This is a genomic window from Streptomyces liliifuscus (assembly GCF_016598615.1).
Taxonomy (GTDB): Bacteria; Actinomycetota; Actinomycetes; order Streptomycetales; family Streptomycetaceae; genus Streptomyces; species Streptomyces liliifuscus.
The window spans coordinates 6101040-6124856 of the sequence record NZ_CP066831.1 but is presented as its reverse complement, the minus strand read 5'-3'; the positions used below and the strand labels follow the sequence as shown (position 1 = coordinate 6124856).

Here is a 23817-nt window from a genome sequence, read left to right as displayed (position 1 = left end):
AGCCGTCCCCGGATGGCTTCCCGGCCACTTACCCTGGACCTGTGCCAAAGACGAAAAAGGCAAAGGCCGACAAGTCGGCAGCGTCCGCCAAGTCCGCCAAGGGGGCGTCCAAGTCCAAGAAGTCCCCGGCCCTCCCGAAGCAGGGCGACGAGAAGGGGCTCGACTTCGCGCGTGCGTGGGTGGAGTTCCCGGATCCGGCCGACGACGAGCAGATCTTCCGCTGCGATCTGACATGGCTGACCTCTCGCTGGAACTGCATCTTCGGAAGCGGCTGCCAGGGAATCCAGGCGGGCCGCGCGGACGACGGGTGCTGCACGCTGGGCGCCCACTTCTCGGACGAGGACGACGAGAAGCGCGTCGCCGGTCATGTGGCGAGACTCACGCCGGAGATGTGGCAGAACCACGAGGTGGGGACGGAGACCGGCTGGGTCTCGAAGGACGAGGACGGCGACCGGCAGACCCGGCCGTACCAGGGCTCGTGCATCTTCCAGAACCGGCCGGGCTTCGCGGGCGGCGCGGGCTGCTCGCTGCACATCCTGGCCGTCAAGGAGGGCCGCGAGCCCCTGGAGACCAAGCCGGACGTCTGCTGGCAGCTGCCGGTCCGGCGTACGTACGAGTGGATCGACCGGCCCGACGACACGCGGGTGCTCCAGGTCTCGATCGGCGAGTACGACCGGCGCGGCTGGGGTCCTGGCGGCCACGACCTGCACTGGTGGTGCACGTCGGCGACCTCGGCGCACGGCGCGGGCGACCCGGTCTACGTCTCGTACCGGCCGGAACTGATCGAACTGATGGGCAAGGCCGGCTACGACCGCCTGGTCGAGCTGTGCGAGGAGCGCCTGGCCTCGCAACTGCCGTTGCTGGCTCCGCATCCCGCGGACCCGGCCGGCCGATAGGCGCCGCCCCGTCGAGGGGCAGCGCCCCTTCAGGGGCGCGGGGAACTGCGCGACCGGCCCACGACTGCTCGCGGACGAGGACCGGCCTGCGGAAGCGTTCAACCTTCCGACGGACTCGGGGCGCCGTCACTGGGACTGCCACTGTCACTGGGTGGCGGCGTAGAACCTCCGGAGGATTCCGGCGGGGGTTCCGGCTCCGGATCCGACGGAGCCGTGTCGCTGGGCGTCGGCTCCGGATCGGGGCTGGACGGCGGCGGATCGCTCGGTGTGGGCTCCGGGTCCGGCCCCGGCCCGGTCGGACCGGGATGGGTCGGTGTCGGCGTGGGCGGGTCAGGGCGGGGCCCGGGATGCGTCGGGCTCGGGCCCGCCGTCCCGTAGCCGTCGATCGTGACCACCGCGCCCGCGGGGGCCACCGACACGCTCGCACTCCAGGACCCGATCGGCTCGCGCAGATGATCGACGTACACCTTGATCGTCAACGACTCGCCCGGCTCCAGCGTTCCGGACGACTGGCTGAGGTAGAGCCAGGACGCCCCGGTGTGCGCGGACCAGTGGACCGGTGAACTCCCGGTCGCCGTGAGGGTGATCAACGTCGTGTCGCCGCTGTTGCCGGCCTCTACGGAGAGGCCGGTTCTCTGCTGCCCCGAGGCCACGCCGATGACTTCCACGGAGACGTCGGGCGAGTCCCTGCCCGGGGTGAAGCGGGGGTCGGGCCTGGTGCTCGCGTTGCCGGCGTTCTCGTAGCCGGGTGCCTCGCCGCCGAGTCCGTCGGGGCCGTGCGCCTCGTTCGCGGTGACCGGGCGGCCGTCCACTCCCTCGCCGGTGAGGGGTGCGCCCCGGTAGGCCGCCCACAGGGCGAGGACCGGGGCCGCCACCACGGTGGCGACGACGGTGGTGGTGACGGCACGCGCGCGGAGGCGGTCACGACGGGCCGCTCGGTCCTTGGGGTCCATCGGGAAACCGCGCCGGTCGAAGCGCGGGCCGCCGCCCCGCGCGCGTGGGACATGCGTCATCGCCCGGTGGAGGGCCGCGCGCGGGGCTTCGAGTACGGGCAGCGCGGCGGGCGTGACGCTGGTGCCGGGCCAGGAGCCGGGGACCGCGCGCTCGGCGGTACGGCGGCAGCGCGGGCAGTCGTCGACGTGCCGGACCAGTTCGCGGCGCAGGGCCGTGCTGAGGACGAGGTGGTTGTCGCCGGTGAGCCGGGTGACTCCCGGACAGGTGCCGGTCTCGACGACGGCGAGGGCCGCGCGCGTGCGCTCGACCTCACAGGCGGCCGTCGCGAGGAGCTCGCGGGCGGCGGCCGGGTCCATGCCGAGGACGGCGGCGACCTCGTGGGCGGCGAGCTGGTGCCGTACGGCCAGTTCGAGCGCCTCACGCTGCTCGGGCGTCGTACCGGCGGCCTCCGGCCAGGCCAGCAGGGCGAGTTCCCGACGACGACGGTCCTCCTCCGCGGCGGCGAGGAGATCGGCCGCCGGGTCGGCGGTCCGGTTCGGGGCCCGGTCCGAGGTGCGGTCAGAGGTGCGATCGGCCGCGCGGTCGGCCGACCGGTCGGCTGTCCGGTCGCCGGGGCGGTCTGCGGCCGCGACCGCGGCTCGGTGGAGTCCGGCGTACGCGCCCTGGGGACGGCCGGGGGCGTGCGCGGCCTCGGAACGTCCCAGCGCATGGGCGCCATGACGTTTCTGCTTGGCCTCGGCGAGCTTGCGCAGGCAGGACCAGCGGGCGAGGGCGTACAGCCAGGCCCTGCGGTCGTCGGACGCCTCCGGGCCGCGCTGGCCGCGGCGCTCGGCGAGCGCGAGAACGTCTCCGAGGGCGGCGGTCGCGGTGTCGTGGTCGCACAGCACGGACAGGCAGTAGGTGAACAGACCGTCCAGGTACGGCTCGTAGCGCGGAGGCGGGCACTGCGCCAGCGTGCGCGCCGCCGCCCGGTCGCGCGCCTCGCGGTGCGCCCGGTGTGCGCTGGTGGTGCGGGTCGAGGTCTCGGGACTGCGGCTCATCACCCGTGCGACCGTAGGGGCCGGGCGGTGGCCCCTTCTTCCTGCTTGCGCACATTTAATCCGTACGGGTGAAACGATCCCTCATAAGGGGACAGGAACCCGGAATTCCATGGCGTGTTCCTGACGAGTCGTGACCGGTTTGTGAAGGGTGCCCGGTTATCGGCATCGGGCGCGGAACGGACCGGCACCGCGCTGTCAGTGGGGGCGGTTACGGTTCGTGTCATGGCTGCCCGTACGAAGACCGCGAAGGACCGGCCGTCCTACCGCTGCACCGAGTGCGGCTGGCAGGCGGCCAAGTGGCTCGGCCGCTGCCCCGAATGCCAGGCCTGGGGGACGATCGACGAGTACGGCGCGCCCGCGGTGCGTACGACGGCCCCCGGCCGGGTCACCACGTCCGCGCTGCCCATCGGCCAGGTCGACGGCCGGCAGGCGACCGCCCGCTCGACCGGCGTGCCCGAGCTGGACCGGGTGCTCGGCGGCGGGCTCGTACCGGGCGCGGTCGTGCTCGTGGCGGGCGAGCCGGGCGTCGGCAAGTCCACGCTGCTGCTGGACGTGGCGGCGAAGGCGGCGAGTGACGAACACCGCACGCTCTACATCACGGGTGAGGAGTCGGCGAGCCAGGTCCGGCTGCGCGCCGACCGCATCAAGGCGATCGACGACCACCTGTTCCTGGCGGCGGAGACCGATCTGGCCGCGGTCCTCGGCCACTTGGACGCGGTGAAGCCGTCCCTGCTCATCGTCGACTCCGTACAGACGGTGGCCTCTCCGGAGATCGACGGCGCCCCCGGAGGCATGTCCCAGGTCCGCGAGGTGGCCGGGGCCCTGATCCGCGCCTCCAAGGAGCGCGGCATGGCGACCCTGCTGGTGGGCCATGTCACCAAGGACGGCGCCATCGCGGGACCGCGGCTCCTGGAGCACCTCGTGGACGTCGTCCTGAGCTTCGAGGGCGACCGGCACGCGCGCCTCCGGCTCGTACGAGGCGTCAAGAACCGTTACGGGACGACGGACGAGGTCGGCTGCTTCGAGCTGCACGACGAGGGCATCACGGGCCTGACCGACCCGAGCGGGCTGTTCCTGACCCGGCGTGCCGAGCCCGTCCCCGGCACCTGTCTGACCGTCACCCTGGAAGGCCGCCGCCCCCTGGTGGCCGAGGTCCAGGCGCTCACCGTGGACACCCAGATCCCCACCCCCCGGCGTACGACCTCCGGTCTGGAGACCTCCCGGGTCCAGATGATGCTCGCCGTTCTGGAGCAGCGCGGCCGGATCAGCGCCATCGGGAAGCGGGACATCTACACCGCGACGGTCGGCGGTGTGAAACTCACCGAGCCCGCCGCGGACCTCGCGATCGCGCTCGCGCTGGCCAGCGCCGCGAGCGACACCCCGCTGCCCAAGAACCTCGTCGCGATCGGCGAAGTGGGGCTCGCGGGCGAGGTCAGACGGGTCACGGGCGTCCAGCGCAGGCTCGCCGAAGCCCATCGTCTGGGCTTCACCCACGCCCTCGTTCCGAGCGATCCGGGCAAGATCCCTGCCGGCATGAAGGTCCTGGAAGTCGGCGACATGGGGGACGCGCTGAGGGTCCTCCCGAGGTCGCGTCGGCGAGAGGCCCCACGGGACGAGGAAGAGCGCCGGTAGACTTTGCCCAGGTCTCGCCCGTCCGTACGAACTCAGGGCGCCCCCAGACACCTGCGACCGGAGGAGTGCAGTGGCAGCCAACGACCGGGCAGCAGTTCCCGGCAAGTCCGCCGGGAGTTCCGGTGCCGATGGCCTGATGCGCACCTCACTCAGCGCCGTGGCACCCGGCACAGGGCTGCGTGACGGCCTGGAGCGCATTCTCCGCGGCAACACCGGCGGGCTCATCGTGCTCGGCTGGGACAAGACCGTCGAGGCGATGTGCAGCGGCGGTTTCGTGCTGGACGTCGAGTTCACGGCGACCCGGCTGCGTGAGCTGTGCAAGCTCGACGGCGGCATCATCGTCGACAAGGACATCACCAAGATCCTGCGGGCCGGTGTGCAGCTGGTGCCCGACCCGACCATCCCCACGGAGGAGACGGGCACCCGTCACCGCACGGCGGACCGGGTGAGCAAGCAGGTCGGCTTCCCCGTCGTCTCCGTCTCCCAGTCCATGCGGCTGATCGCGCTGTACGTGGACGGGCAGCGGCGGGTCCTGGAGGACTCGGCCGCGATCCTCTCCCGCGCGAACCAGGCCCTGGCCACGCTGGAGCGGTACAAGCTCCGGCTCGACGAGGTCGCCGGCACGTTGTCGGCCCTGGAGATCGAGGACCTGGTCACCGTCCGGGACATCTCGGCGGTGGCCCAGCGGCTGGAGATGGTGCGCCGGATCGCGACGGAGATCGCCGAGTACGTGGTCGAGCTGGGCACGGACGGGCGGCTGCTCGCGCTTCAGCTGGACGAGTTGATCGCCGGGGTCGAGCCCGAGCGGGAACTTGTCGTGCGGGACTATGTGCCCGAGCCGACGGCCAAGCGGTCGCGGACGGTGGACGAGGCGTTGTTCGAGCTCGATGCGCTCACACATGCGGAGCTTCTCGAACTGCCCACCGTGGCTCGGGCGTTGGGGTACACGGGGTCGCCCGAGGCGCTCGACTCCGCCGTTTCGCCCCGCGGGTTCCGGTTGCTGGCGAAGGTGCCGCGGCTGCCGGGGGCCATTATCGACCGGCTTGTCGAGCACTTCGGTGGGTTGCAGAAGCTGCTTGCCGCGAGTGTGGATGATCTGCAGACCGTGGATGGGGTGGGGGAGGCTCGGGCTCGCAGTGTGCGGGAGGGGCTTTCTCGGTTGGCTGAGTCTTCGATTCTTGAGCGGTACGTGTAGCCGTCCGGCGGTTTGGCGGGGGGTGCGTTGTTGGTTGGGTGCGGCTTGGTGGGGGCTGGTCGCGCAGTTCCCCGCGCCCCTGAAAGACTGCGCAGTTCCCCGCGCCCCTAGAAGATTGCGCCGTTCCCCGCGCCCCTGGGTGGTGGGGGCTGGTGTTGTGATGTGGCTGCCGCGGCGTGGGGGCTGAGCGCGCCGTTCCTCGCCCCCCTGAAAGATTGCGCCGTTCCCCGCGCCCCTTACGGGCGCGCCTCTGTGGGCCGGGTTTCTCAGTCCTTCTTCAGGACGAATGACGTCTGGGTTTTTGTGAAGCCTGGGGCCTTGGCTTCTACCAAGTAGGTGCCGGGGGTTGCCGGGATGGCCGGTGGGGTGGCGCATTCGGGGGCGCTGGACTTGCGGTTCCACTGGATGGTGTGGGTTACGCGGTCGTTGGCCGGGATGCGGAAGAGGATGGAGGCCGCGCCTGGCGGGCAGTCGGCCGAGGACCAGATCTCGTCGTCGCTGTCCGCCTGGGTGATGGTCAGGACCGCGCTCTTCGGGCCGAGATCGAGCTTGCAGTCGCTGCCGGAGGAGTTCCTGGCGATCAGTTCGAAGGTGGGCTTCTCGCCGGGCGCGTACGCGTTGTTGACGCTGCGCAGCGTCAACTTCACGGCACCGGTGGTGCAGTTGGGCAGGCTGGAACCGGCCGGGAGCGTGTCTCCGGAGCCTCCGCCGCCCGCGCCGTCGTCCACGCCGCCACCGCCCGAGGCGGATCCCCCGGACCCCCCGGAGGCCGAACCGTCCGAATCACCGGAGCCCGCCGAGCCGCCGGAACCGCCGTCGCCCTCGTCGCCCGACTCGTCGCGTCCGCCCGGGGCTTGGCTGATCGCGGGATCGGAGCCGGAGGGGCCCGGGGTGATCGAGGCGGTGGGGTTCTTGTCGTTGGACCCGTCGGCGTCGTTCTTGCCTCCGCCACCGCCGCCCGAGGTCACCACCCACGTGACCAGCAGCGCCAACACCGCGACCACGGACACGAGAACGGCCCTCCGTCGCCAGTAGATGGAGGAGGGAAGCGGCCCGACCGGATTGCGCATAGATCCCACGGCGCAAACTGTACGAGAGATCCGGGAGTTCACTGTCCCCACCCGCCGCCAGATCATCATCTTTTACAGATCATCATCCCGGCACACGCACATCCCAACCCCCAGCCCCACCCACCCGGGGGCGCGGGGAACTGCGCGACCAGCCCCCACTCACCCGCAGACAACACACGACGCAACCCCCAGCCAAACCGTCGGAGACGCCACCGCATGGGAGGATCGGACCTGCCATGACTGCGCCCACGAAACCCACATCCCACGCCCAGGCCGACGCGCAAGAAGCCGTCGGCGACGACCTGCACGCCCCTGTCATCGACTGGTTCGAGGACAACGCGCGCGACCTGCCATGGCGGCGGGCCGACGCGGGACCGTGGGGAGTGATGGTCAGCGAGTTCATGCTGCAGCAGACGCCGGTGAGCCGGGTGCTGCCGGTGTACGAGCAGTGGCTCGCCCGCTGGCCGCGCCCCGCCGACCTCGCCGAGGACGCGCCGGGCGAGGCCGTCCGCGCCTGGGGCCGCCTCGGCTACCCGCGCCGCGCGCTGCGACTGCACGGCGCCGCGGTCGCCATAACGGAGCGCCACGGCGGCGACGTACCCACGGAGCACGCCCAGTTGCTCGCGCTGCCCGGCATCGGCGAGTACACGGCGGCGGCCGTGGCCTCCTTCGCGTACGGACAGCGGCACGCCGTGCTCGACACGAACGTGCGGCGCGTGTTCGCGCGGGCCGTCACCGGTGTCCAGTACCCGCCGAACGCCACGACCGCCGCCGAACGCAAGCTCGCCCGCGCCCTGTTGCCCGACGACGAGCGCACAGCCTCGCTCTGGGCCGCCGCTTCCATGGAACTCGGCGCGCTCGTCTGCACGGCCAAGAACGAGAGTTGCGTACGGTGCCCGATCGCGGCCCGGTGCGCCTGGCGGCTGGGCGGCAAGCCCGCGCACGAGGGGCCGCCGCGGCGCGGACAGACGTACGCGGGCACGGACCGGCAGGTGCGCGGCCGGCTGCTCGCCGTGCTGCGCGAGGCGGTCGCGCCGGTCCCGCAGTCGGTCCTGGACCGGGTGTGGGACGAGCCGGTGCAGCGCGCCCGGGCCCTGGACGGGCTGGTCGCCGACGGACTCGTCGAGCCCCTCGCGGGCGGTCTGTACCGGCTCCCGCTGAGCTGACTCACAGGCTCCACCGAGGGCAGTGACAGTTCACCCTGACAACTCCCGGTGGGCAAAACGCCATATACCCGCCCCAGTCGTCACCTCGCTTTACCCATCCCCTACTTCCGTTACACAACCGACGGACAGCCGAGCGCTTCCCGCAGGCTCGTTCGGACAGCCCCGTGACAACCGCTCCGTAACTTCATTGCCGTACCGCGGACCAGCGGTACGGCAGGCAACGGACAACCGGCAGCAGACAGGTCGGAAACGGGGACGGAGGCGGTTGGAATGGCGCATGGCGAGGTGCTCGAGTTCGAAGAGTACGTACGCACCCGGCAGGACGCGCTGCTGCGCAGCGCACGCCGCCTGGTCCCCGACCCGGTCGACGCCCAGGACCTCCTGCAGACCGCGCTGGTCCGCACGTACGGCCGCTGGGACGGCATCGCCGACAAGCGTCTCGCCGACGCCTATCTGCGCCGCGTCATGATCAACACACGTACGGAGTGGTGGCGGGCCCGCAAGCTGGAGGAGGTCCCCACCGAGCAGCTGCCGGACGCGAGCGTGGACGACTCCACCGAGCAGCACGCCGACCGCGCGCTCCTGATGGACATCATGAAGGTGCTCGCTCCGAAGCAACGCAGTGTCGTCGTACTGCGACACTGGGAGCAGATGTCCACGGAGGAGACCGCCGCCGCCCTCGGCATGTCGGCCGGCACGGTCAAGAGCACACTGCACCGGGCGCTCGCCCGGCTCCGCGAGGAGCTGGAGCGCCGGGCGTCCGACGAGCACGACGGGTTCGGCGCGGGTGTGCCGGAGCGTGAGGAGCGGGAGCGTTGCGCGGCGTAGGCACTTCGGTTCCACGGCCCGGTGGGGCTTTGAAGGCGGTGATCACGGCGGTGGCCGTGCTCGCCGCCCTCGGCCTTTTGGTGTCCGCCTGCGGCACGGGCGGCACCGGTGCCCGGGACGAGGGCCCCGCCGCCGACTCGGTGTCCGCGGGGGCCGCGGAGGCCGGCGTCCCCTCCGCGTCCCCGACCAGGGAACGCGCGGACGCGATCAGGCTCGTGCGGGCCGACCCGGGTGTCAGCGCGGCGGTCAAGCGCGACCTGAAGCCCTGCTTCGGCGACGAGTACCCGGTCGACGTGTCGTACGGAAACCTCACCGGCGGGACCGCGGACGACGTCCTGGTGAATGTGATGACCTGCGGCGACGCGGTGGGCGTCGGCTCGTACGTGTATCGCGAGGACGGTGACGCGTACAAGAATGTCTTCCGGGCCGAGGAGCCTCCGGTCTACGCGGAGATCGACCGGGGTGACCTGGTCGTCACCCAGCAGGTGTACGGGAAGGGCGACTCGCTGGAGTATCCCTCCGGCGAGCAGGTGATCACGTACCGCTGGACGGCGAACCGCTTCGCGGAGCGGGCCCGGACGACGAACGACTACAGCAAGGTGGTGGGCGGCGAGACGCCGGTCCCGACCGAGAACTAGACCGGCCACCTCCGCAACCGACCCGACCGACCGAGAAACTGAGAGCACCGGATGGCAGAGCAGACCCACGTCCTGTTCGTCGAGGACGACGACGTCATCCGCGAGGCCACCCAACTCGCGCTGGAGCGCGACGGCTTCGTGGTCACCGCGATGCCCGACGGGCTGTCGGGTCTTGAGGCGTTCCGCACCGACCGGCCCGACATCGCGCTCCTCGACGTGATGGTGCCGGGGCTCGACGGTGTGTCGCTGTGCCGTCGGATCCGGGACGAGTCGACCGTGCCCGTGATCATGCTGTCGGCACGCGCCGACTCGATCGACGTCGTCCTGGGCCTGGAGGCGGGCGCCGACGACTATGTGACGAAGCCCTTCGACGGGGCCGTCCTGGTCGCGCGTATCCGTGCGGTGCTGCGGCGCTTCGGGCACGCGAGCGGGCCGCGGTCCGCCGGCGAGTCCGAGGGCGGCTCGTCCGTCCCCGCCGGTGGCGTGCTGTCCTTCGGTGACGGTGACGGCGTGCTGGAGATCGACACCGTGGGCATGGAGGTGCGCAGGGGCGGTACGCCGGTGGCGCTGACGCCCACCGAGATGCGGCTGCTCCTCGAGTTCTCGTCGGCGCCGGGTACGGTCCTGTCGCGCGACAAGCTCCTGGAGCGGGTGTGGGACTACGGCTGGGGCGGCGACACCCGCGTCGTCGACGTCCATGTGCAGCGGCTGCGTACGAAGGTCGGCCAGGACCGGATCGAGACGGTCCGCGGCTTCGGCTACAAGCTCAAGGGATGAGGCTCCCGGTGCTGCCCAGAGGGCTGCGGATCGGGCTGCGCTGGAAGCTGAGTGCGGCGATCGCGCTGGTCAGCGCGCTGGTGGCGCTGGTTCTCAGCATCGTCGTGCACAACGCCGCCTGGGTCACCATGCTGGACAACGCCCGCGATGTGCAGGACGAGCGGCTGCAGATCGCGGCTCGGTACTACGACACCTCCAGCGGGGCGGCCCGGCTGGGCACCAGGGTGGACGATCCGGACATACCCCAGGAGCTGCTGCGCAAGGTCAAGGCCGGACGGCGGGCCACCTTCGTGCAGGACAACGCCGACGGGGTGCCCGACATCTGGGCGGCCATGCCGATGCGGGACGGCCGGACGCTGTCGCTGCACACCCGTTTCACGGACCGCAGCGCCAACGTCATGGCGGACCTCGACCAGGCCCTGCTCATCGGTTCGATCGCGGTCATCTTCGGCGGCTGCGCCCTCGGTGTGCTGGTCGGCGGCCAGCTCTCGGGCCGCCTCCGCAAGGCGGCCAGCGCCGCGAACCTGGTCGCGCAGCGGCAGAGCGATGTGCGGGTGCGGGACGCCATCGGCGGTGTCGTACGGGACGAGACCGACGACCTCGCGCACGCGGTGGACGCCATGGCGGACGCGCTCAAGCAGCGGTACGAGGCCGAGCGGCGGGTCACCGCGGACATCGCGCACGAGTTGCGCACGCCGGTGACCGGGCTGCTCACCGCGGCCGAACTGCTGCCGCCGGGGCGGCCGTCCGAGCTGGTCAGGGACCGGGCCCAGGCGATGCGCACGCTCGTCGAGGACGTGCTGGAGGTGGCGCGGCTCGACGGGGCGTCCGAGCGGGCCGAGTTGCAGGACATCAACCTCGGCGAGTTCATCAGCCGACGGGTCGCCTCGACGCATCCGGACATCGAGGTGCGGGTGGTGCACGAGTCGGAGGTCACCACGGATCCGCGTCGTCTGGAGCGGGTGGTGGGCAACCTCATCGCCAATGCCGCCAAGCACGGCAAGCCGCCCATCCAGATCTCCGTCGAGGGGCGGGTCATCCGGGTCCGCGATCACGGGCCCGGCTTCCCGGCCGATCTCCTCGCGGAGGGCCCGAGCCGCTTCCGCACGGGCAGCAGCGACCGGGCGGGGCACGGTCACGGGCTCGGTCTCACCATCGCGGCGGGCCAGGCGCGGGTGCTCGGCGCGCGGCTGACCTTCCGCAATGTGGGGCTCGGGGTGGGCTCGGGGCCGGTCGAGGGGGCGGTCGCCGTCCTGTGGCTACCGGAACACGCCCCGACGAACACGGGAAGCTTCCCTATGTTGCCGTAGCCCTCCCTGCGGGCCCGGTGGGGGCTGGTCGCGCAGTTCCCCGCGCCGCTTAAAAACAAGGGCTACCGCCCCGAAGACGAAAGGCAGGGGCGGTAGCCCCTGCCTTTCGTCTTTAGGGGCGCGGGGAACTGCGCGACCAGCCCCCACCGGGCCCGCAGCAAACACACAACGCAAGCCCCGCCATCAACAGACTCAGACCGTCTCGGTCGGCGTCGGCGCCGAGCCGCCCCGCAGCGGGACCTCCTTCACGAACACCGCCGCGACCAGGGCGACAACCGCCACCACCGCTCCGAGGAGGAACGCCGAGTGCGTACCGGCGGACACCGCGTGCTGGTACGCCTCCCGCGCCGCCACCGGCAACTTCGCGAGGCTCGCCGCGTCCAGCTGGGCCGACTGCTCGGTGACCTTCGAGCCCAGCGCCCCGGCCCGCTCGGCCATCACGTCCTGGACCCGGCTGTTGAAGAGCGCACCCATGATCGCGACCCCGAAGGACGACCCGAGCGTACGGAACAGCGTGGTGGTGGACGACGCGACGCCCATGTCCTTCATCTCGACGCTGTTCTGCGACACCAGCATGGTGATCTGCATCAGGCAGCCCATCCCCGCACCGACCACGGCCATGTACACCCCGGACGTCAGTCGCGACGTATCCGTGTCCATGAGCGACAGCAGATACAGCCCGACGGCCATCAGCGCACTGCCCACGATCGGGAAGGCCTTGTAGTGCCCGGTGTTGGTGGTGACCCGCCCGGCGACCATCGAGGTGACGAGCATCGCGCCGAGCATCGGCAGCAGCAGCAACCCGGAGTTGGTCGCGGACGCGCCCTGCACGGACTGCTGGTAGAGCGGCAGGAACAGCACCGCGCCGAACATCACGAACCCGGCGATGAAGCCGATGACGGACATCAGCGAGAAGTTGCCGCTCCGGAAGATGTGCAGCGGCACGACCGGCGCGGCGGCCTTGGTCTGCCAGAACAGGAACCCGACGAGAGACGCGACCCCGATCCCTATCAGCTCCATGATCATGGCGGAGCCCCAGGCGTACTCGGTCCCGCCCCAGGTGGTGACCAGCACGATCGCGGTGATGCCCACGGTGAGCAGCCCGGCCCCGAGATAGTCGATCCGCGCCTGCGCCCGCTTCCTGGGCAGATGCAGTACGGCACTGATGGCGATCAGCGCGACGACACCGAGCGGCAGGTTGATGTAGAAGGACCAGCGCCAGCCCCAGTGGTCGGTGATGGTGCCGCCGACCAGCGGTCCGCCGATCATGGCGAGGGCCATCACGCCGGCCATCATGCCCTGGTACTTGCCGCGTTCCCGCGGCGGAATCAGGTCCCCGATGATCGCCATCACGCCGACCATCAGACCGCCGGCGCCGAGCCCCTGGATCGCCCGGAACCCGATGAGCTGACCCATGTCCTGGGCCATGCCGCTCAGGGCCGACCCGATCAGGAAGAGCACGATCGAGGTCATGAAGACGCCCTTGCGCCCGTACATGTCGCCGAGCTTGCCCCAGATCGGGGTGGAGGCGGCGGTCGCGAGCGTGTAGGCCGTGACGACCCACGACAGGTGTTCGAGCCCGCCCAGTTCTCCCACGATCGTCGGCATGGCAGTGCCGACGATCATGTTGTCGAGCATCGCGAGGAGCATCGCGATCATCAGCGCGAGCAGGACGACCCGTACGCTCCTGGGCTGCTTGCCCTCGACCTCGGCCGCTCCCTGTTCCGCCCCTGGCCCCGCCCCCGCTTCCGCCACTGCCTCGGCTGCGTCAGCCGCCTTGGTGTCCGCCACTGTCCCCACTCCCCTGGGTACTGCACTGCCGCTTACTTGCACTTACTTGCCGACCGGCAAGTTGACTACACTGGGGAAAAGTAGACCCGTAACTAGCCGGGCGTCAAGTAAGTTTTTCTTTACCTTACGGCGAGCACCTACGACACGTAGGGACGACAAGGACGAGGAGCAGCCACGATGGACGGCAGCAGGCAGCGGCGGCGCGGAGACACCCGTCAGCGCATCCAGGACGTGGCCATCGAACTCTTCGCCGAGCAGGGTTACGAGAAGACGTCACTGCGGGAGATCGCCGAACGGCTGGACGTCACGAAGGCGGCGCTCTACTACCACTTCAAGACCAAGGAAGACATCCTCATCAGCCTCTTCCAGGACCTGACGAGGCCGATGGACGAGCTGATCGAATGGGGCCAGGGGCAGCCGCACACCCTGGAGACCAAGCAGGAGCTGCTGCGCCGCTACAGCGAGGCGCTCACCGCCGCGGCCCCCCTCTTCCGCTTCATGCAGGAGAACCAGGCGACGATCCGCGAGCTGAGCATCGGCGAGTCCTTCAAGGACCGCATGCTCGGGATGCTGGACATCATCAAGGAGCCGGACGCCGCGCTGACGGACCAGGTCCGGTGCGTGAGCGCCCTCTTCACGATGCACGCCGGGATGTTCGCCCTCAAGGACATGGAGGGCGACCCCGAGGACAAGCGGAAGGCCGTCCTGGAGGTCGCCATCGATCTGGTCACGCGGGCGCACGCCGGCGCGTCCGAGTCGCTCTGAGCCTTCGGGCTTCAGCCCCTTAGAGGCTCACGCCCTTGGTGCGCAGGAAGGCGACCGGGTCGACCGCCGAGCCGTAGCTGGCCTTGGTACGGATCTCGAAGTGCAGGTGCGGCCCGCTGGAGTTGCCGGTGTTGCCGGAGAGGGCGATGCGCTGGCCGGTCTTCACGACCTGGCCGGGCTTCACGTCCACGCGGGACAGGTGCGCGTACTGCGAGTACGTACCGTTGCCGTGCTTGATCACGACGGCGTTGCCGTACGCGGGGCCGTCACCGGCGCCGTTGCCGCCGGCCTTCACCACGGTGCCGCCGTGTGCGGCGACGACCTGCGTGCCGGAGGCGACGGCGAAGTCCTGGCCGGAGTGGGTGGACGACCAGAGGTTGCCGGCCTGGGCGAACTTCGCGGAGAGCTTGTACTTCTTGACGGGGTCGACCCAGGAGGCGGCCTTCTTGGCCGCGACGGGCTTGGCGGCTGCCTTCTTGGCGGCCGTCTTGCTCTTGGCCTTCGTCTGAGCGGCGGCCTTGGCCTGCGCGGCGGCCTGCTGCTGCACCGAGACGGCGGCGGAGCCCGGCAGCGCGACGGCGCTCGCCTTGGTGTCGGCGGCGACCGCGACCCCCGCTCCGAGCGCGGCCGAGGCGCCCAGGCCGAGAGCCATGGCGGCCGCCCGGACGCGGAGCTTGGGCGTGCCGGGAAGGTGGGACGTGATGCGCTGCGACATGGGGCTACCTCCGGGGGACGGATCGGGGGACGGGCATCGACTCACCCGGCGCGCTGTCGGCGCACCGGGCGAGGCATCCCTTGGTAACCCGCGCCCCCGCCATCCCACAAAGGCCCCATCTACGACCTCAAGTCGTACTTGACACTGAAACTTCCGACTCCTTGACAAGAAGAACGTCTGGGACGAAATCCTCCGCCTTTTCTCCTTGAAGTCGGGTTTACCCCCACTTCAGGGCCGTCCACCCCGGCCCGGGACCCTTCACCCGGACCCCGCGCCGCACGGCCTCCGACCCCGTCGCCACCCCCGGGCCAAAGGTCCTTTTTGCCCGTTTCGACTCCACCACTACTCGCCCTAGTACCGGACAAATCGCCTGTGCGTCATGTCACCGGAGGGCATGATCCAGCGGCCGGGGAATGTGGCGGGGGCTACACGAGGGCCCTGGTGGTTCGCCTACGCTCGGTGCATGGTCGACGCCGGAGTGCTCGGGGCCCGTATCGCGTCCAGCGCGGTCGCACCGCTCGTGAAGAAGCTCTTCGTGAAGGACCAGCCGGGGGCCGGGCTGGTGAGCAGACCGGTACGGATATCGGCGCTGGTGGCGTTCGGGCGGGAGAAGCGGAGCGTCACGCCGAAGGACGTCGAGAAGGTCGCGGCGGAACTGGTCCGCAGGGCCCTGAGGACGGCCGGACCGGGGGAACAGCCGGTGACGGCCGAGGAGGCCACGGCGGTCACCCACGCCCTCGCCCACTCGCTCGCCTCCCTCGGGACCCTCACCATCGAGGACTGCGAGGCCGTGGACCTCGGACCCGAGGAGTTCGCGCGCGCACTCCGTTCCCACGCGGCCGTCATCTCGTACGGACTCAGCGGTGACGGTGAGCTCTTCTACGAGCAGCTGCTGCACACGGCCGCGCTGCACATCCTGAACTTCTTCACCCAGCGCTCCACCTACATCGCCCGGCAGCAGACCGCGCAGAGCCGGCAGCTGGCCCGGCTGGTTCGGGCCGTGGACGTCCTGCTGGGGCGCCTGCCGTCCCAGTCGGCCGAGGACGCGGGGTTCGAGGCGCGGTACGCGGAGCACATCACCGGGCGGTACGGAACGCTGACGATCTACGGACTGGACGCCGGGACGAGCGAGTGGTCGCTGGACACCGCGTACCTCAGCCTGGAGGCGACCCGGGAGCGCGACGGGCAGGACGGCGGGCTCCAGATCCCCGCCGAGCAGGTCCTCGCCCAGCACGACCAGGTGCTGCTGCGCGGGGTCGCGGGCTCCGGAAAGACGACCCTCGTCCAGTGGCTCGCGGTGACGACGGCCAGTCGTACGTACGACCACGGCCTGACGCACCTCATCGGGAGGGTGCCGTTCGTCCTGCCGATGCGCAGGATCGTGCGCCCGGGGACGGAGTTCCCCATCCCCGGGGACTTCCTGAAGGCCGTCGGCTGCCCGGTCGCCGGGGAGCAGCCGGCCGGCTGGGCGGAGCGGGTGCTCCGGGCCGGGCGGGGTGTTCTGCTGGTCGACGGGATAGACGAGATCGCCGGTGACCGCCGGGACGCGGCCCGGCGCTGGCTGCGCGAACTGACCCGGACCTTCCCGGGAAACCTGTGGCTCGTCACCTCCCGTCCGTCGGCCGTGCCGGAGAGATGGCTGGAAGCGGCGGACTTCCACGAACTCACGCTCTCCCCGATGGCACGCGACGACGTCGCCACGTTCGTACGGCGCTGGCATCGCGCCGCCGGAGCGGACGAGCGCGAAGGGGTGTCACTGCTCCAGGCCGTGCGGACCACGTCCGAGCTGAACCGGCTGGCCACCAACCCGCTGATGTGCGGCATGCTCTGCGCGCTCCACCGCGACCGGCGCGGCTTCCTCCCGCAGGACAGGAAGTCCCTGTACGAGGCCGCCCTGACCATGCTCCTCGAACGGCGGGACCGGGAACGGGAGTTGGACCACCCCGACGGACTGCGCATCCCGTACGCGACACAGGTCCAGCTGCTCCAGAAGCTGGCGTGGTGGCTGATCCGCAACAGCCGCGCGGAGATGGACCGTTCGGACGCGCTGCACATCATCGGGCAGGCGGTGCCCGCGGTGAATCTCGACGGGACCGCCGAGGACGTCTACCGGTCGCTGTTACTGCGGTCGGGGCTGCTGCGGGAGCCGGCGGAGGGTCGGGTGGACTTCCTCCACCGGACCTTCCAGGACTATCTGGGGTCCCGGCTGGCCGTGCAGGAGCTGGACTTCGATCTGCTGGTGAACAACGCGGAGGAGGACGACTGGGAGGACGTCATCCTGCTGGCCGTCGCGCACGCCCGGCCGAAGGAGGCGGAGCAGATGCTGCGGCGGCTGGTGGGGCTGGACACCTCGCGGGGGAAGCTGCTGGCCGCGGCGGGGCTGCGATATGTGGCGGAGGTGGAGCCTGCGGTGAGGCAGCTGGCGGAGGAGGGGGTGGGATCGCTGGTGCCTCCGCGCGGGCTCTCGGAGGCGGAGCAACTGACGCGCGCGGGTGGCGATCTGGTGCTGGCCCTTCTGCCGGGGCCGGAGGGAATCGACGACGAGACCGCCTACCTGGTGGCGTGGTCGGCCGCCCAACTGGGCAGTGACGCCGCCCTGCACTTCCTGACCGGCTTCCGGGACCACGGGGACTCACGGGTCCAGTATGTCCTGGCCAACTCCTGGCACCACTTCGACCAGGAGCTCTACGCGCGCGAGATCCTCGCGCACATGGTCCGGCAGAGCACGGTGACCGTCCGCAACACCAAGGACCTCCGCCTGCTCCGCTCCATCGGCGGCTGGGCGCACATCAAGGTCGCCGGTGCCTACCGGGTCGAGGAGCTCACGGAACTCATCGTGCCCGAGCAACTGACCGTTCTCCTGGTGGAAGCACCTCATCCGGTCGAAGGGCTGGCCTGGCTCTCGGCCTTCCCCAACCTGGAGGACGTGCACGTGGAAACACAGGTGAGCGTGACCGTGGCGCAACAGGTGCCCGCCCGGACCACACTCATCACCCCCTGATCCAGCGCGAGTCGACCCACCTTTGACTCCCACAACAGCCCCACCCCACAGGGACCTTGATACCCACGGAGCCCGTTGTCCGCCTCCTCTCCCCCCACGCCGTACCCCGGCTCAATGCCGAACCCACGGACCCGGACATGTCCTGGCTGTTCCTCTTCCCCAACCTCCGGGTCCTGCGCGCAAATCCGCGCCTGCCGCGTGTACGGAACGTGCCGGAGGGGGTGACGATCACGGCGTAGGGCGGGCGGCGCGGGCAGGAACCGGGGCGGTGACAGTTCCTGTCAGGGAGCGATGCGTGCGGTGACAGTTCAGTGACACGCGGCGACAGAACGGTGACAAAAGAGGCCACAACCAACCCCCGGGTCCCCTGGTCTCACCTGGTGTGGGGCGAACGGCAGTTGACCTTGCCGGACGCACCGCCGGACACGGATCCGCGAACGCACCGCACTGGCACACCAAACTGGGGGAACAGAAATGAAGCTCGTCCGTCACGCAGCCGCCGTCGCCGTAGTCGTCACCGGTGGAGCGCTCGCCCTCGCGGCGCCCGCCTCCGCGTCGGCATCCTCGTCCGCGCCCACGGCGGCCAGGTCGGCGGCCGTCGCGGCCCCCTCGGAGGCCCCGGTCGCGAAGTACAACGGCGCCTGCGGCACCGGTCACAAGGTGATCGACTCCGCCAACATGGAGAACCTCGGCACCACCTTCCTCACCTACAACAAGACGACCGGCGAGAACTGCGTGGTCACCGTCCGCACCAAGCCCGGGGCAGCGGTGAAGATGTTCGCCCGCCTCAGCTCGAAGACCGGCGGCACGGCCACCGACAGCGGCCGCTTCACGACGTACGCGGGCCCCGTCTACATCGAGGCCCCCGGCGAGTGCGTCACGTGGGAGGGCGGCATCACCACGTACTCCACGAAGGGGACCGGCCACTGCGGCTGATCACGACCGGGCATCCGGCCGGTGAGCCCCGGCCGGGCGCAGGCACGACGAAGGAGCCGCACACTTCGGTGTGCGGCTCCTTCGTCGTGCCTGGCAGGGAAACACGTCCTGGCCGGGAAACGCCTCCCTGTCAGGGAAGGTCCTAACCGCACAGCGGCAGTGCCCCGAACACATGCTCGCGCCAGAGCCCCCGCGACACCTCCTCCGGGTACGGAGCCACCGAGGGCTTCGCGTCGAAGAGCCGCACCGACCGCTGCTCGACGTCGTACGCGGACCACCCCGGGCCCTCCCCGGCGGCGAACCCCGTCCAGGCGGCCCGGACCAGCCGCGACAACTCCTCGGCCTCTGCGGGCGGTTCTTCCCCGAGCAGCAGCGCCGGCAGGCCCTCGCCGAGGTTGCCGAACACCAGCGGTACATCGAGCCCGTGGCAGGCGCCCAGCATCCCGCCCATGCCCGGCGCCTCCCAGACCAGCTCGTAGACGTGTGCGCGACCGCCGCCCGCGATCTGCGCCTCGGCCAGGTGGAGTGACGGCATACGGAACAGCCAGTCGGACTGGACGAGTTCGTAGAGCTCCTCGTCGCTCGCGGCCGGGAAGGCGGCGCGGTAGACGTCACCGCCCGCGGCCCCGCCGGAACCTCCGGACCCTCCGGGCCCGAACGTCCTCAGTGCGACGGCGGCCTGATCCCCCGTCACCTCGCCGGTCAGGCCGCGGAGCAGCATCATCAGCCGGAACTCGTCACGGGTGTGGCCGACCACGAGTTCGACGTCCCGTCCCGCGCCGGAGGCCAGCGCCTCCCAGGGGGCGGCCGGCAGCACGTCGCCGTCGACGACGGGCGCGACCGGGATGAGCGCGTGGGCCGTCGGCCCCCACCGCTCCGCGAACGCCCCGCCCCTGGCGCCGACCGCGTCCGCCACCGCGGGCAGCCGTCGCGGTGCCACCGCGCCCAAGTCCTCCACCGTCGGCCGCACGCCCATCTCCGCGGCGAACTCCCGCGCGATGTCCGCGGCGAGCTCGGGCGAGAAGAACGTACCGGGCACGCTCTGCGCGACGGCCCGGCCGAAGAGCCCCGCCGCCCGCTCCATCGTGAGCAGCGCGGCAAGCGAACCCGCGCCCGCCGACTGGCCGACGACCGTGACACGGCCGGGATCGCCGCCGAAGGCGCGGATGTTGTCCCGCACCCACTCCAGCGCGGCGACCTGGTCGAGCAGGCCCCGGTTGGCGGGCGCTCCCTCGATCTGCGCGAACCCCTCGATGCCGACCCGGTAGTTGAGCGTCACCACGACGACGGCGCCCTCCCGTGCCAGCCGGCCGCCGTCGTACTCGGGCAGGCCCGACATCCCGATGACGTACGCGCCGCCGTGCATCCACACGATCACCGGCAGCCCCGCGCCGGGGTCCGGGTCGGGCGTCCAGACGTTGAGGGTCAGCCAGTCACCCTCGTCCACCGCGTCGCCGGACACCAGCGCGTCCATGCCGAACGCGGCGGACTGCGGAGGCGGCGCCCCGTACGCGACCGACTTGCGTACGCCGTCCCAGCTCCGCACGGGCACCGGCGCCCCGAACCGCAGTGCTCCGACGGGCGGTTCGGCGAACGGGATCCCCTTGAACACCGCCGATCCCGACGCCTCTCCGGCTCCCCGCACCACACCTGCTGTCGTACGGACCTGCGGTTCGTCGGCGCCCATCACGGCTCCCTCTGCAGACAGTTCGGTCATCGCGGATCATCCCGTCGAACCGGACGCCAGGGCCACCGGTTTTTGGTGTCTCAAGATCCACTGACAGGGCCGACCCCGGCCACTAGGCTGGTCCGGCCGAGCCCCGAAGGGGCGCGGGGAGCTGCGCGACCTGGGGGCACCTCCCGGCCGAAGGCTGGGGGACCACGACGGACCCGCAGCCGAAACGCGAGGCCTCCGGCGGAGCGTTGCGCCAGCCACACACCATGCCCTCGGGGGAGCGCCATGGAACCAGCGACCGTCGGAGTCCGACTGGCATCCACCGTGGCCACACCGCTGATCAAGAAGCTCTTCACGCCGGAAGGGCCGGGCGCGGGGCTGGTCGACAAGCCCGTACGCATCTCGTCCCGTGTCTCCTTCAAGGGCGAGCGGCGCACACTCGGCGAGAAGGACGTCACCAGGCTCGCCGCCGAGCTGGTCAGGCGGGCCCTGAAGGACGCCGACGAACGCCCCATCCCCACCGACGGGGCGCAACCCGTCGTCCACGCCCTGGCCGACACCCTCCGCGCCCTCGGCGACATCACCATGACCGACGCCCAGGCCGTGGCGCTCGGCCACTCGGGCCTGGCCCTCCATCTCCGCCACGCGGCCGGGAGTCCCGACCGGGACCTCGACTTCGACGCGACCCTCTTCTACGAGCGGCTCCTCGACACGGCCTGTCTGCACATCCTGCACTTCTTCACCCAGCGCTCGACGTTCGTCGCCCGAACGCTCGTCGAGCAGACCCGCCGCCAGTCCGAACTCATCGCCAAGGTCGACGAGTTGATCGCCCGAACCCCGCGTCCCGGCGACGGGGACGGGGCGTTCGAGCGGCGGTATCTCGCTTACGTCGCCACCAAACACAGCAAGCTGACGATCTACGGCATCGACCTCGCCAACACACCGAACCGCTGGCAGCTCGACGCCGCCTACATGACCCTGCAGGCGATGCGCCGCTCCCCGGACGGGGAGTCGGCCGTCCCCGGGGACGCCTACCTCGCCTCGCCGGGCACCCCGCTGCCCGCCGAGGAGGCGCTCGCGGACCACGACCTGGTGCTGCTGCGCGGGGTGGCGGGCTCGGGCAAGACGACGCTCGTCCAGTGGCTCGCAGTGACGGCCGCGCGGGCCGAGCGCGGGGACCGTATCCCCTTCGTCCTTCCGCTGCGTACGCTCATCCGCCGCGCCGACGGACTGCCGGCGCCCGCCGACTTCCTGGCGGCCGTGCGCGTCCCGTTCCACGGCACGGCCCCGGACGGCTGGGCGGACCGGGTCCTGGCGGCGGGCCGCGGGCTCCTCCTCGTCGACGGCATCGACGAGATCCCCGAGCGCGACCGCGAGCGGACGAGGCACTGGCTGCGGGACCTCCTCGACGCGTACCCCGGCAACCAGTGGCTGGTCACCTCGCGCCCCTCCGCCGTGGGCGAGGACTGGCTCACCCCGGACGGCTTCACCGAACTGCTCCTGACGGCCATGAGCCGCGCCGACGTCACCGCCTTCATCCGGCGCTGGCACACGGCGGCCGCCGCCGACGCCCAGGACACGGAACTCCTCGCCTCGTACGAGCACTCGCTCCTGGAGGCCGTCGCCGTCAAACAGGACCTCGGCCGTCTCGCCACCAACCCCCTGATGTGCGGCCTCATCTGCGCCCTGCACCGCGACCGGCGCGGCTATCTCCCGCACGGGCGCCAGGAGTTGTACGACGCCGCCCTCTCCGCACTCCTCGCGCGCCGCGACCAGGAACGGTCGATGCAGCCCGACCACATCCAGCTCAGCGAACTCCCGCAGATCCAGCTGCTCCAGCGGCTGGCCTACTGGCTGATCCGCAACAACCAGGCGGAGATGGACCGCGAACGGGCCGAGCGCATCATCGCCGACGCGCTGCCCTCGCTCCCCGCGGTGGCGAGCCAGGGCGACGCGCCCGTGATCTACCGCTATCTCCTGATCCGCAGCGGTCTGCTCCGCGAACCCGCGGTGGGGACCGTCGAGTTCGTGCACCGCACCTTCCAGGACTACCTCGGCGCGAAGGCGGCGGTGGAGGACGGCGACTTCGGGCTCCTCGTCCGCAACGCCGCCGACTCCCAGTGGTCCGACGTGATCCGCATGGCCGTCGCCCACGCCCGTCCGCGCGAACGGGCGCAGCTCCTGCGCGACCTGATCGACTCCGCCGAGGGCGTCGAGGGCACCGCGGGCACCCGTATCCGTCTCCTGGCCCTCGCCGGCCTCGAACACGCCACGGAACTCGACCCGCGGGTCCGGGCCGACGTGGAGGAACAGGCGGCCACACTCATTCCGCCGCGCACGCCGGAGGAGGCCAAGGATCTGGCGTCGGCCGGCCCGCTGGTCCTGGAACTGCTGCCGGGGCCGGAGGGGCTCTCCGACGCGGAGGCGAGAGCCGTCGTCGTCACCGCGTCCCTCATCGGCGGCGACGCGGCCATCCCGGTCCTTGCCCGCTTCCGCGCCCACCCGGCCGTGTCGGTACTGGGCCAGCTCACCTGGACCTGGGACCGGTTCGACACCGAGCGGTACGCGGCCGATGTCATCGCCCACCTGCCGCCGGCCGACCTCTACTTCACCGCGCACTCCGCCGCGCACCTGCGCGCCCTGCGCGAGCTCGGTGGCCGTCCCCGGCTCCAGGTCGTCGGGGACGTCGAGGCCTCGGAACTGAGCAGCGCCCTCGCGCCGGACACGACGCGCAGGCTCGTTCTGAAGGACAACCGCTCTCTGCGCGACCTGGACTTCGTTTCACCGCTGCGTGAACTCACTCACCTGGACATCAGCGGTATTCCATCCGTAGACAACCTTGAATCCCTGGCCGGGGTCCCTTTGAAATGGCTGTCGCTGGATCTCATGGAAGGGCTGGAAAGGCCGGACGCACTGGCACCGCTTTCGGCGTCGGCCACCCTGCGCGAGCTCGACACCGGTGTGCCGCTCGTAGGCGATTCCCTTGATGCCGTACTCCCCCAGGGGTTGCCGCTGACGTATCTGCGGTTCACCAAGAACGCCCTTCGTCTGACCGGGCTGCGCGGCTTGCGCCATTTGCACTCGGTGAAGGCCCTGAGCCTGGCAAGCCTGCGCGAACCGCTCACGCAGGAGGATTACGAAGAGGTCGCACTCCTCCCACAGCTGGAGGAATTGCGCCTCCGCTGGGCCGCGGTCCCGTGGACCAACGGGCCCGTCCTGCCCGGCATTAGGCGTCTTTGGCTGAACAATTTCACCGGCGACGAGGACCTCTCGGCGGTGCCGGTTCTCTTTCCCGGCCTCGAGTCCGTCGCATTCCGCCTCCTTCCCGAGGTGCCGGAAGTGCCGGAACACGTCCTGGAACTCTTCCCCGGCATGCACACGGTCACGAGGACCCACACCGTCCTCTAGCCCAACCCCACCTGGGCACC

17 protein-coding genes are annotated in these 23817 nt (G+C 70.9%); 12 read left to right on the top strand and 5 right to left on the bottom strand.

Going from position 1 to position 23817, the window contains the following annotated elements; all coding sequences use genetic code 11:
- The first annotated feature begins 41 nt into the window (after positions 1 to 41).
- Positions 42 to 896 carry a hypothetical protein gene (locus tag JEQ17_RS26275; RefSeq protein ID WP_200397494.1) on the top strand — a complete coding sequence of 285 codons (855 nt, stop codon included), beginning with the start codon at positions 42 to 44 and terminating at the stop codon, positions 894 to 896.
- A 98-nt stretch (positions 897 to 994) separates the two neighbouring features.
- Here JEQ17_RS26275 and JEQ17_RS26270 read toward each other — a convergent pair whose 3' ends face one another.
- Positions 995 to 2890 carry a BACON domain-containing protein gene (locus JEQ17_RS26270; RefSeq protein ID WP_200397493.1) on the bottom strand — a complete coding sequence of 632 codons (1896 nt, stop codon included), beginning with the start codon at positions 2888 to 2890 and terminating at the stop codon, positions 995 to 997.
- Between the two features lie 222 nt (positions 2891 to 3112).
- Between JEQ17_RS26270 and radA the strand changes: the two genes are divergently transcribed.
- Together radA and disA are read left to right on the top strand one after the other, a co-directional pair.
- Positions 3113 to 4522 (top strand): DNA repair protein RadA, encoded by a 1410-nt coding sequence (radA, locus tag JEQ17_RS26265; protein ID WP_200397492.1) that lies wholly within the window; start codon positions 3113 to 3115, stop codon positions 4520 to 4522.
- Positions 4523 to 4592: 70 nt separating this feature from the next.
- On the top strand, positions 4593 to 5717 hold the full coding sequence (gene disA / locus JEQ17_RS26260) for a DNA integrity scanning diadenylate cyclase DisA (RefSeq protein ID WP_200397491.1): 1125 nt from the start codon (positions 4593 to 4595) through the stop codon (positions 5715 to 5717).
- Positions 5718 to 5983: 266 nt separating this feature from the next.
- Here disA and JEQ17_RS26255 read toward each other — a convergent pair whose 3' ends face one another.
- Positions 5984 to 6796 carry a hypothetical protein gene (locus JEQ17_RS26255; protein ID WP_200397490.1) on the bottom strand — a complete coding sequence of 271 codons (813 nt, stop codon included), beginning with the start codon at positions 6794 to 6796 and terminating at the stop codon, positions 5984 to 5986.
- Positions 6797 to 7023: 227 nt separating this feature from the next.
- Between JEQ17_RS26255 and JEQ17_RS26250 the strand changes: the two genes are divergently transcribed.
- The 5 genes from JEQ17_RS26250 to cseC all read left to right on the top strand — a co-directional run bounded on the left by JEQ17_RS26250 (position 7024) and on the right by cseC (position 11506).
- Complete coding sequence (locus JEQ17_RS26250) at positions 7024 to 7953, top strand: HhH-GPD family protein (protein ID WP_234048379.1); 930 nt, start codon at positions 7024 to 7026, stop codon at positions 7951 to 7953.
- A gap of 270 nt (positions 7954 to 8223) precedes the next feature.
- Positions 8224 to 8781, top strand: coding sequence for a SigE family RNA polymerase sigma factor (locus tag JEQ17_RS26245; RefSeq protein WP_055618595.1), 558 nt, complete (start codon positions 8224 to 8226; stop codon positions 8779 to 8781).
- A 29-nt stretch (positions 8782 to 8810) separates the two neighbouring features.
- Positions 8811 to 9419 (top strand): hypothetical protein, encoded by a 609-nt coding sequence (locus JEQ17_RS26240; RefSeq protein ID WP_234048378.1) that lies wholly within the window; start codon positions 8811 to 8813, stop codon positions 9417 to 9419.
- 51 nt (positions 9420 to 9470) lie between these two features.
- Positions 9471 to 10196 (top strand): two-component system response regulator CseB, encoded by a 726-nt coding sequence (gene cseB, locus JEQ17_RS26235; RefSeq protein WP_200397488.1) that lies wholly within the window; start codon positions 9471 to 9473, stop codon positions 10194 to 10196.
- Entirely contained in the window at positions 10193 to 11506 is a 1314-nt protein-coding gene (cseC, locus tag JEQ17_RS26230; protein ID WP_200397487.1) for a two-component system sensor histidine kinase CseC, read from the top strand. The genes cseB and cseC overlap by 4 nt, the downstream gene beginning before the upstream one ends.
- A gap of 192 nt (positions 11507 to 11698) precedes the next feature.
- Here the strand turns inward: cseC and JEQ17_RS26225 are convergent, their stop codons facing one another.
- Entirely contained in the window at positions 11699 to 13261 is a 1563-nt protein-coding gene (locus JEQ17_RS26225; RefSeq protein WP_200401730.1) for an MDR family MFS transporter, read from the bottom strand.
- 213 nt (positions 13262 to 13474) lie between these two features.
- On the opposite strand from JEQ17_RS26225, the gene JEQ17_RS26220 reads away from it, so the two are divergent.
- Positions 13475 to 14062, top strand: coding sequence for a TetR/AcrR family transcriptional regulator (locus tag JEQ17_RS26220; RefSeq protein WP_200397486.1), 588 nt, complete (start codon positions 13475 to 13477; stop codon positions 14060 to 14062).
- A gap of 19 nt (positions 14063 to 14081) precedes the next feature.
- Here the strand turns inward: JEQ17_RS26220 and JEQ17_RS26215 are convergent, their stop codons facing one another.
- The gene (locus tag JEQ17_RS26215) at positions 14082 to 14777 is read right to left on the bottom strand and encodes a M23 family metallopeptidase (RefSeq protein WP_200397485.1); all 696 of its coding nucleotides are present in this window, start codon (positions 14775 to 14777) and stop codon (positions 14082 to 14084) included.
- A gap of 463 nt (positions 14778 to 15240) precedes the next feature.
- Between JEQ17_RS26215 and JEQ17_RS26210 the strand changes: the two genes are divergently transcribed.
- Complete coding sequence (locus tag JEQ17_RS26210) at positions 15241 to 17778, top strand: NACHT domain-containing protein (protein WP_200397484.1); 2538 nt, start codon at positions 15241 to 15243, stop codon at positions 17776 to 17778.
- A 474-nt stretch (positions 17779 to 18252) separates the two neighbouring features.
- A complete protein-coding gene (locus JEQ17_RS26205) occupies positions 18253 to 18714 on the top strand; it encodes a spore-associated protein A (protein WP_200397483.1) in 462 nt (153 codons plus the stop codon).
- Positions 18715 to 18856: 142 nt separating this feature from the next.
- Here the strand turns inward: JEQ17_RS26205 and JEQ17_RS26200 are convergent, their stop codons facing one another.
- Positions 18857 to 20431 (bottom strand): carboxylesterase/lipase family protein, encoded by a 1575-nt coding sequence (locus tag JEQ17_RS26200; RefSeq protein ID WP_234048377.1) that lies wholly within the window; start codon positions 20429 to 20431, stop codon positions 18857 to 18859.
- Positions 20432 to 20674: 243 nt separating this feature from the next.
- On the opposite strand from JEQ17_RS26200, the gene JEQ17_RS26195 reads away from it, so the two are divergent.
- Positions 20675 to 23797: an NACHT domain-containing protein gene (locus tag JEQ17_RS26195; protein WP_200397482.1), complete on the top strand. Its 3123-nt coding sequence runs from the start codon at positions 20675 to 20677 to the stop codon at positions 23795 to 23797.
- Positions 23798 to 23817 lie beyond the last annotated feature (20 nt).

Excerpts from the sequence above, each read along its gene's own strand:
- JEQ17_RS26195 (WP_200397482.1), top strand. The coding sequence starts at position 20,675 with ATGGAACCAGCGACCGTCGGAGTCCGACTGGCATCCACCGTGGCCACA.
- JEQ17_RS26215 (WP_200397485.1), bottom strand. The coding sequence starts at position 14,777 with ATGTCGCAGCGCATCACGTCCCACCTTCCCGGCACGCCCAAGCTCCGC.
- cseC (WP_200397487.1), top strand. The coding sequence starts at position 10,193 with ATGAGGCTCCCGGTGCTGCCCAGAGGGCTGCGGATCGGGCTGCGCTGG.
- JEQ17_RS26205 (WP_200397483.1), top strand. The coding sequence starts at position 18,253 with ATGAAGCTCGTCCGTCACGCAGCCGCCGTCGCCGTAGTCGTCACCGGT.
- JEQ17_RS26270 (WP_200397493.1), bottom strand. The coding sequence starts at position 2,890 with ATGAGCCGCAGTCCCGAGACCTCGACCCGCACCACCAGCGCACACCGG.
- JEQ17_RS26250 (WP_234048379.1), top strand. The coding sequence starts at position 7,024 with ATGACTGCGCCCACGAAACCCACATCCCACGCCCAGGCCGACGCGCAA.
- radA (WP_200397492.1), top strand. The coding sequence starts at position 3,113 with ATGGCTGCCCGTACGAAGACCGCGAAGGACCGGCCGTCCTACCGCTGC.
- cseB (WP_200397488.1), top strand. The coding sequence starts at position 9,471 with ATGGCAGAGCAGACCCACGTCCTGTTCGTCGAGGACGACGACGTCATC.
- JEQ17_RS26245 (WP_055618595.1), top strand. The coding sequence starts at position 8,224 with ATGGCGCATGGCGAGGTGCTCGAGTTCGAAGAGTACGTACGCACCCGG.
- JEQ17_RS26210 (WP_200397484.1), top strand. The coding sequence starts at position 15,241 with ATGGTCGACGCCGGAGTGCTCGGGGCCCGTATCGCGTCCAGCGCGGTC.
- JEQ17_RS26200 (WP_234048377.1), bottom strand. The coding sequence starts at position 20,431 with ATGACCGAACTGTCTGCAGAGGGAGCCGTGATGGGCGCCGACGAACCG.
- JEQ17_RS26220 (WP_200397486.1), top strand. The coding sequence starts at position 13,475 with ATGGACGGCAGCAGGCAGCGGCGGCGCGGAGACACCCGTCAGCGCATC.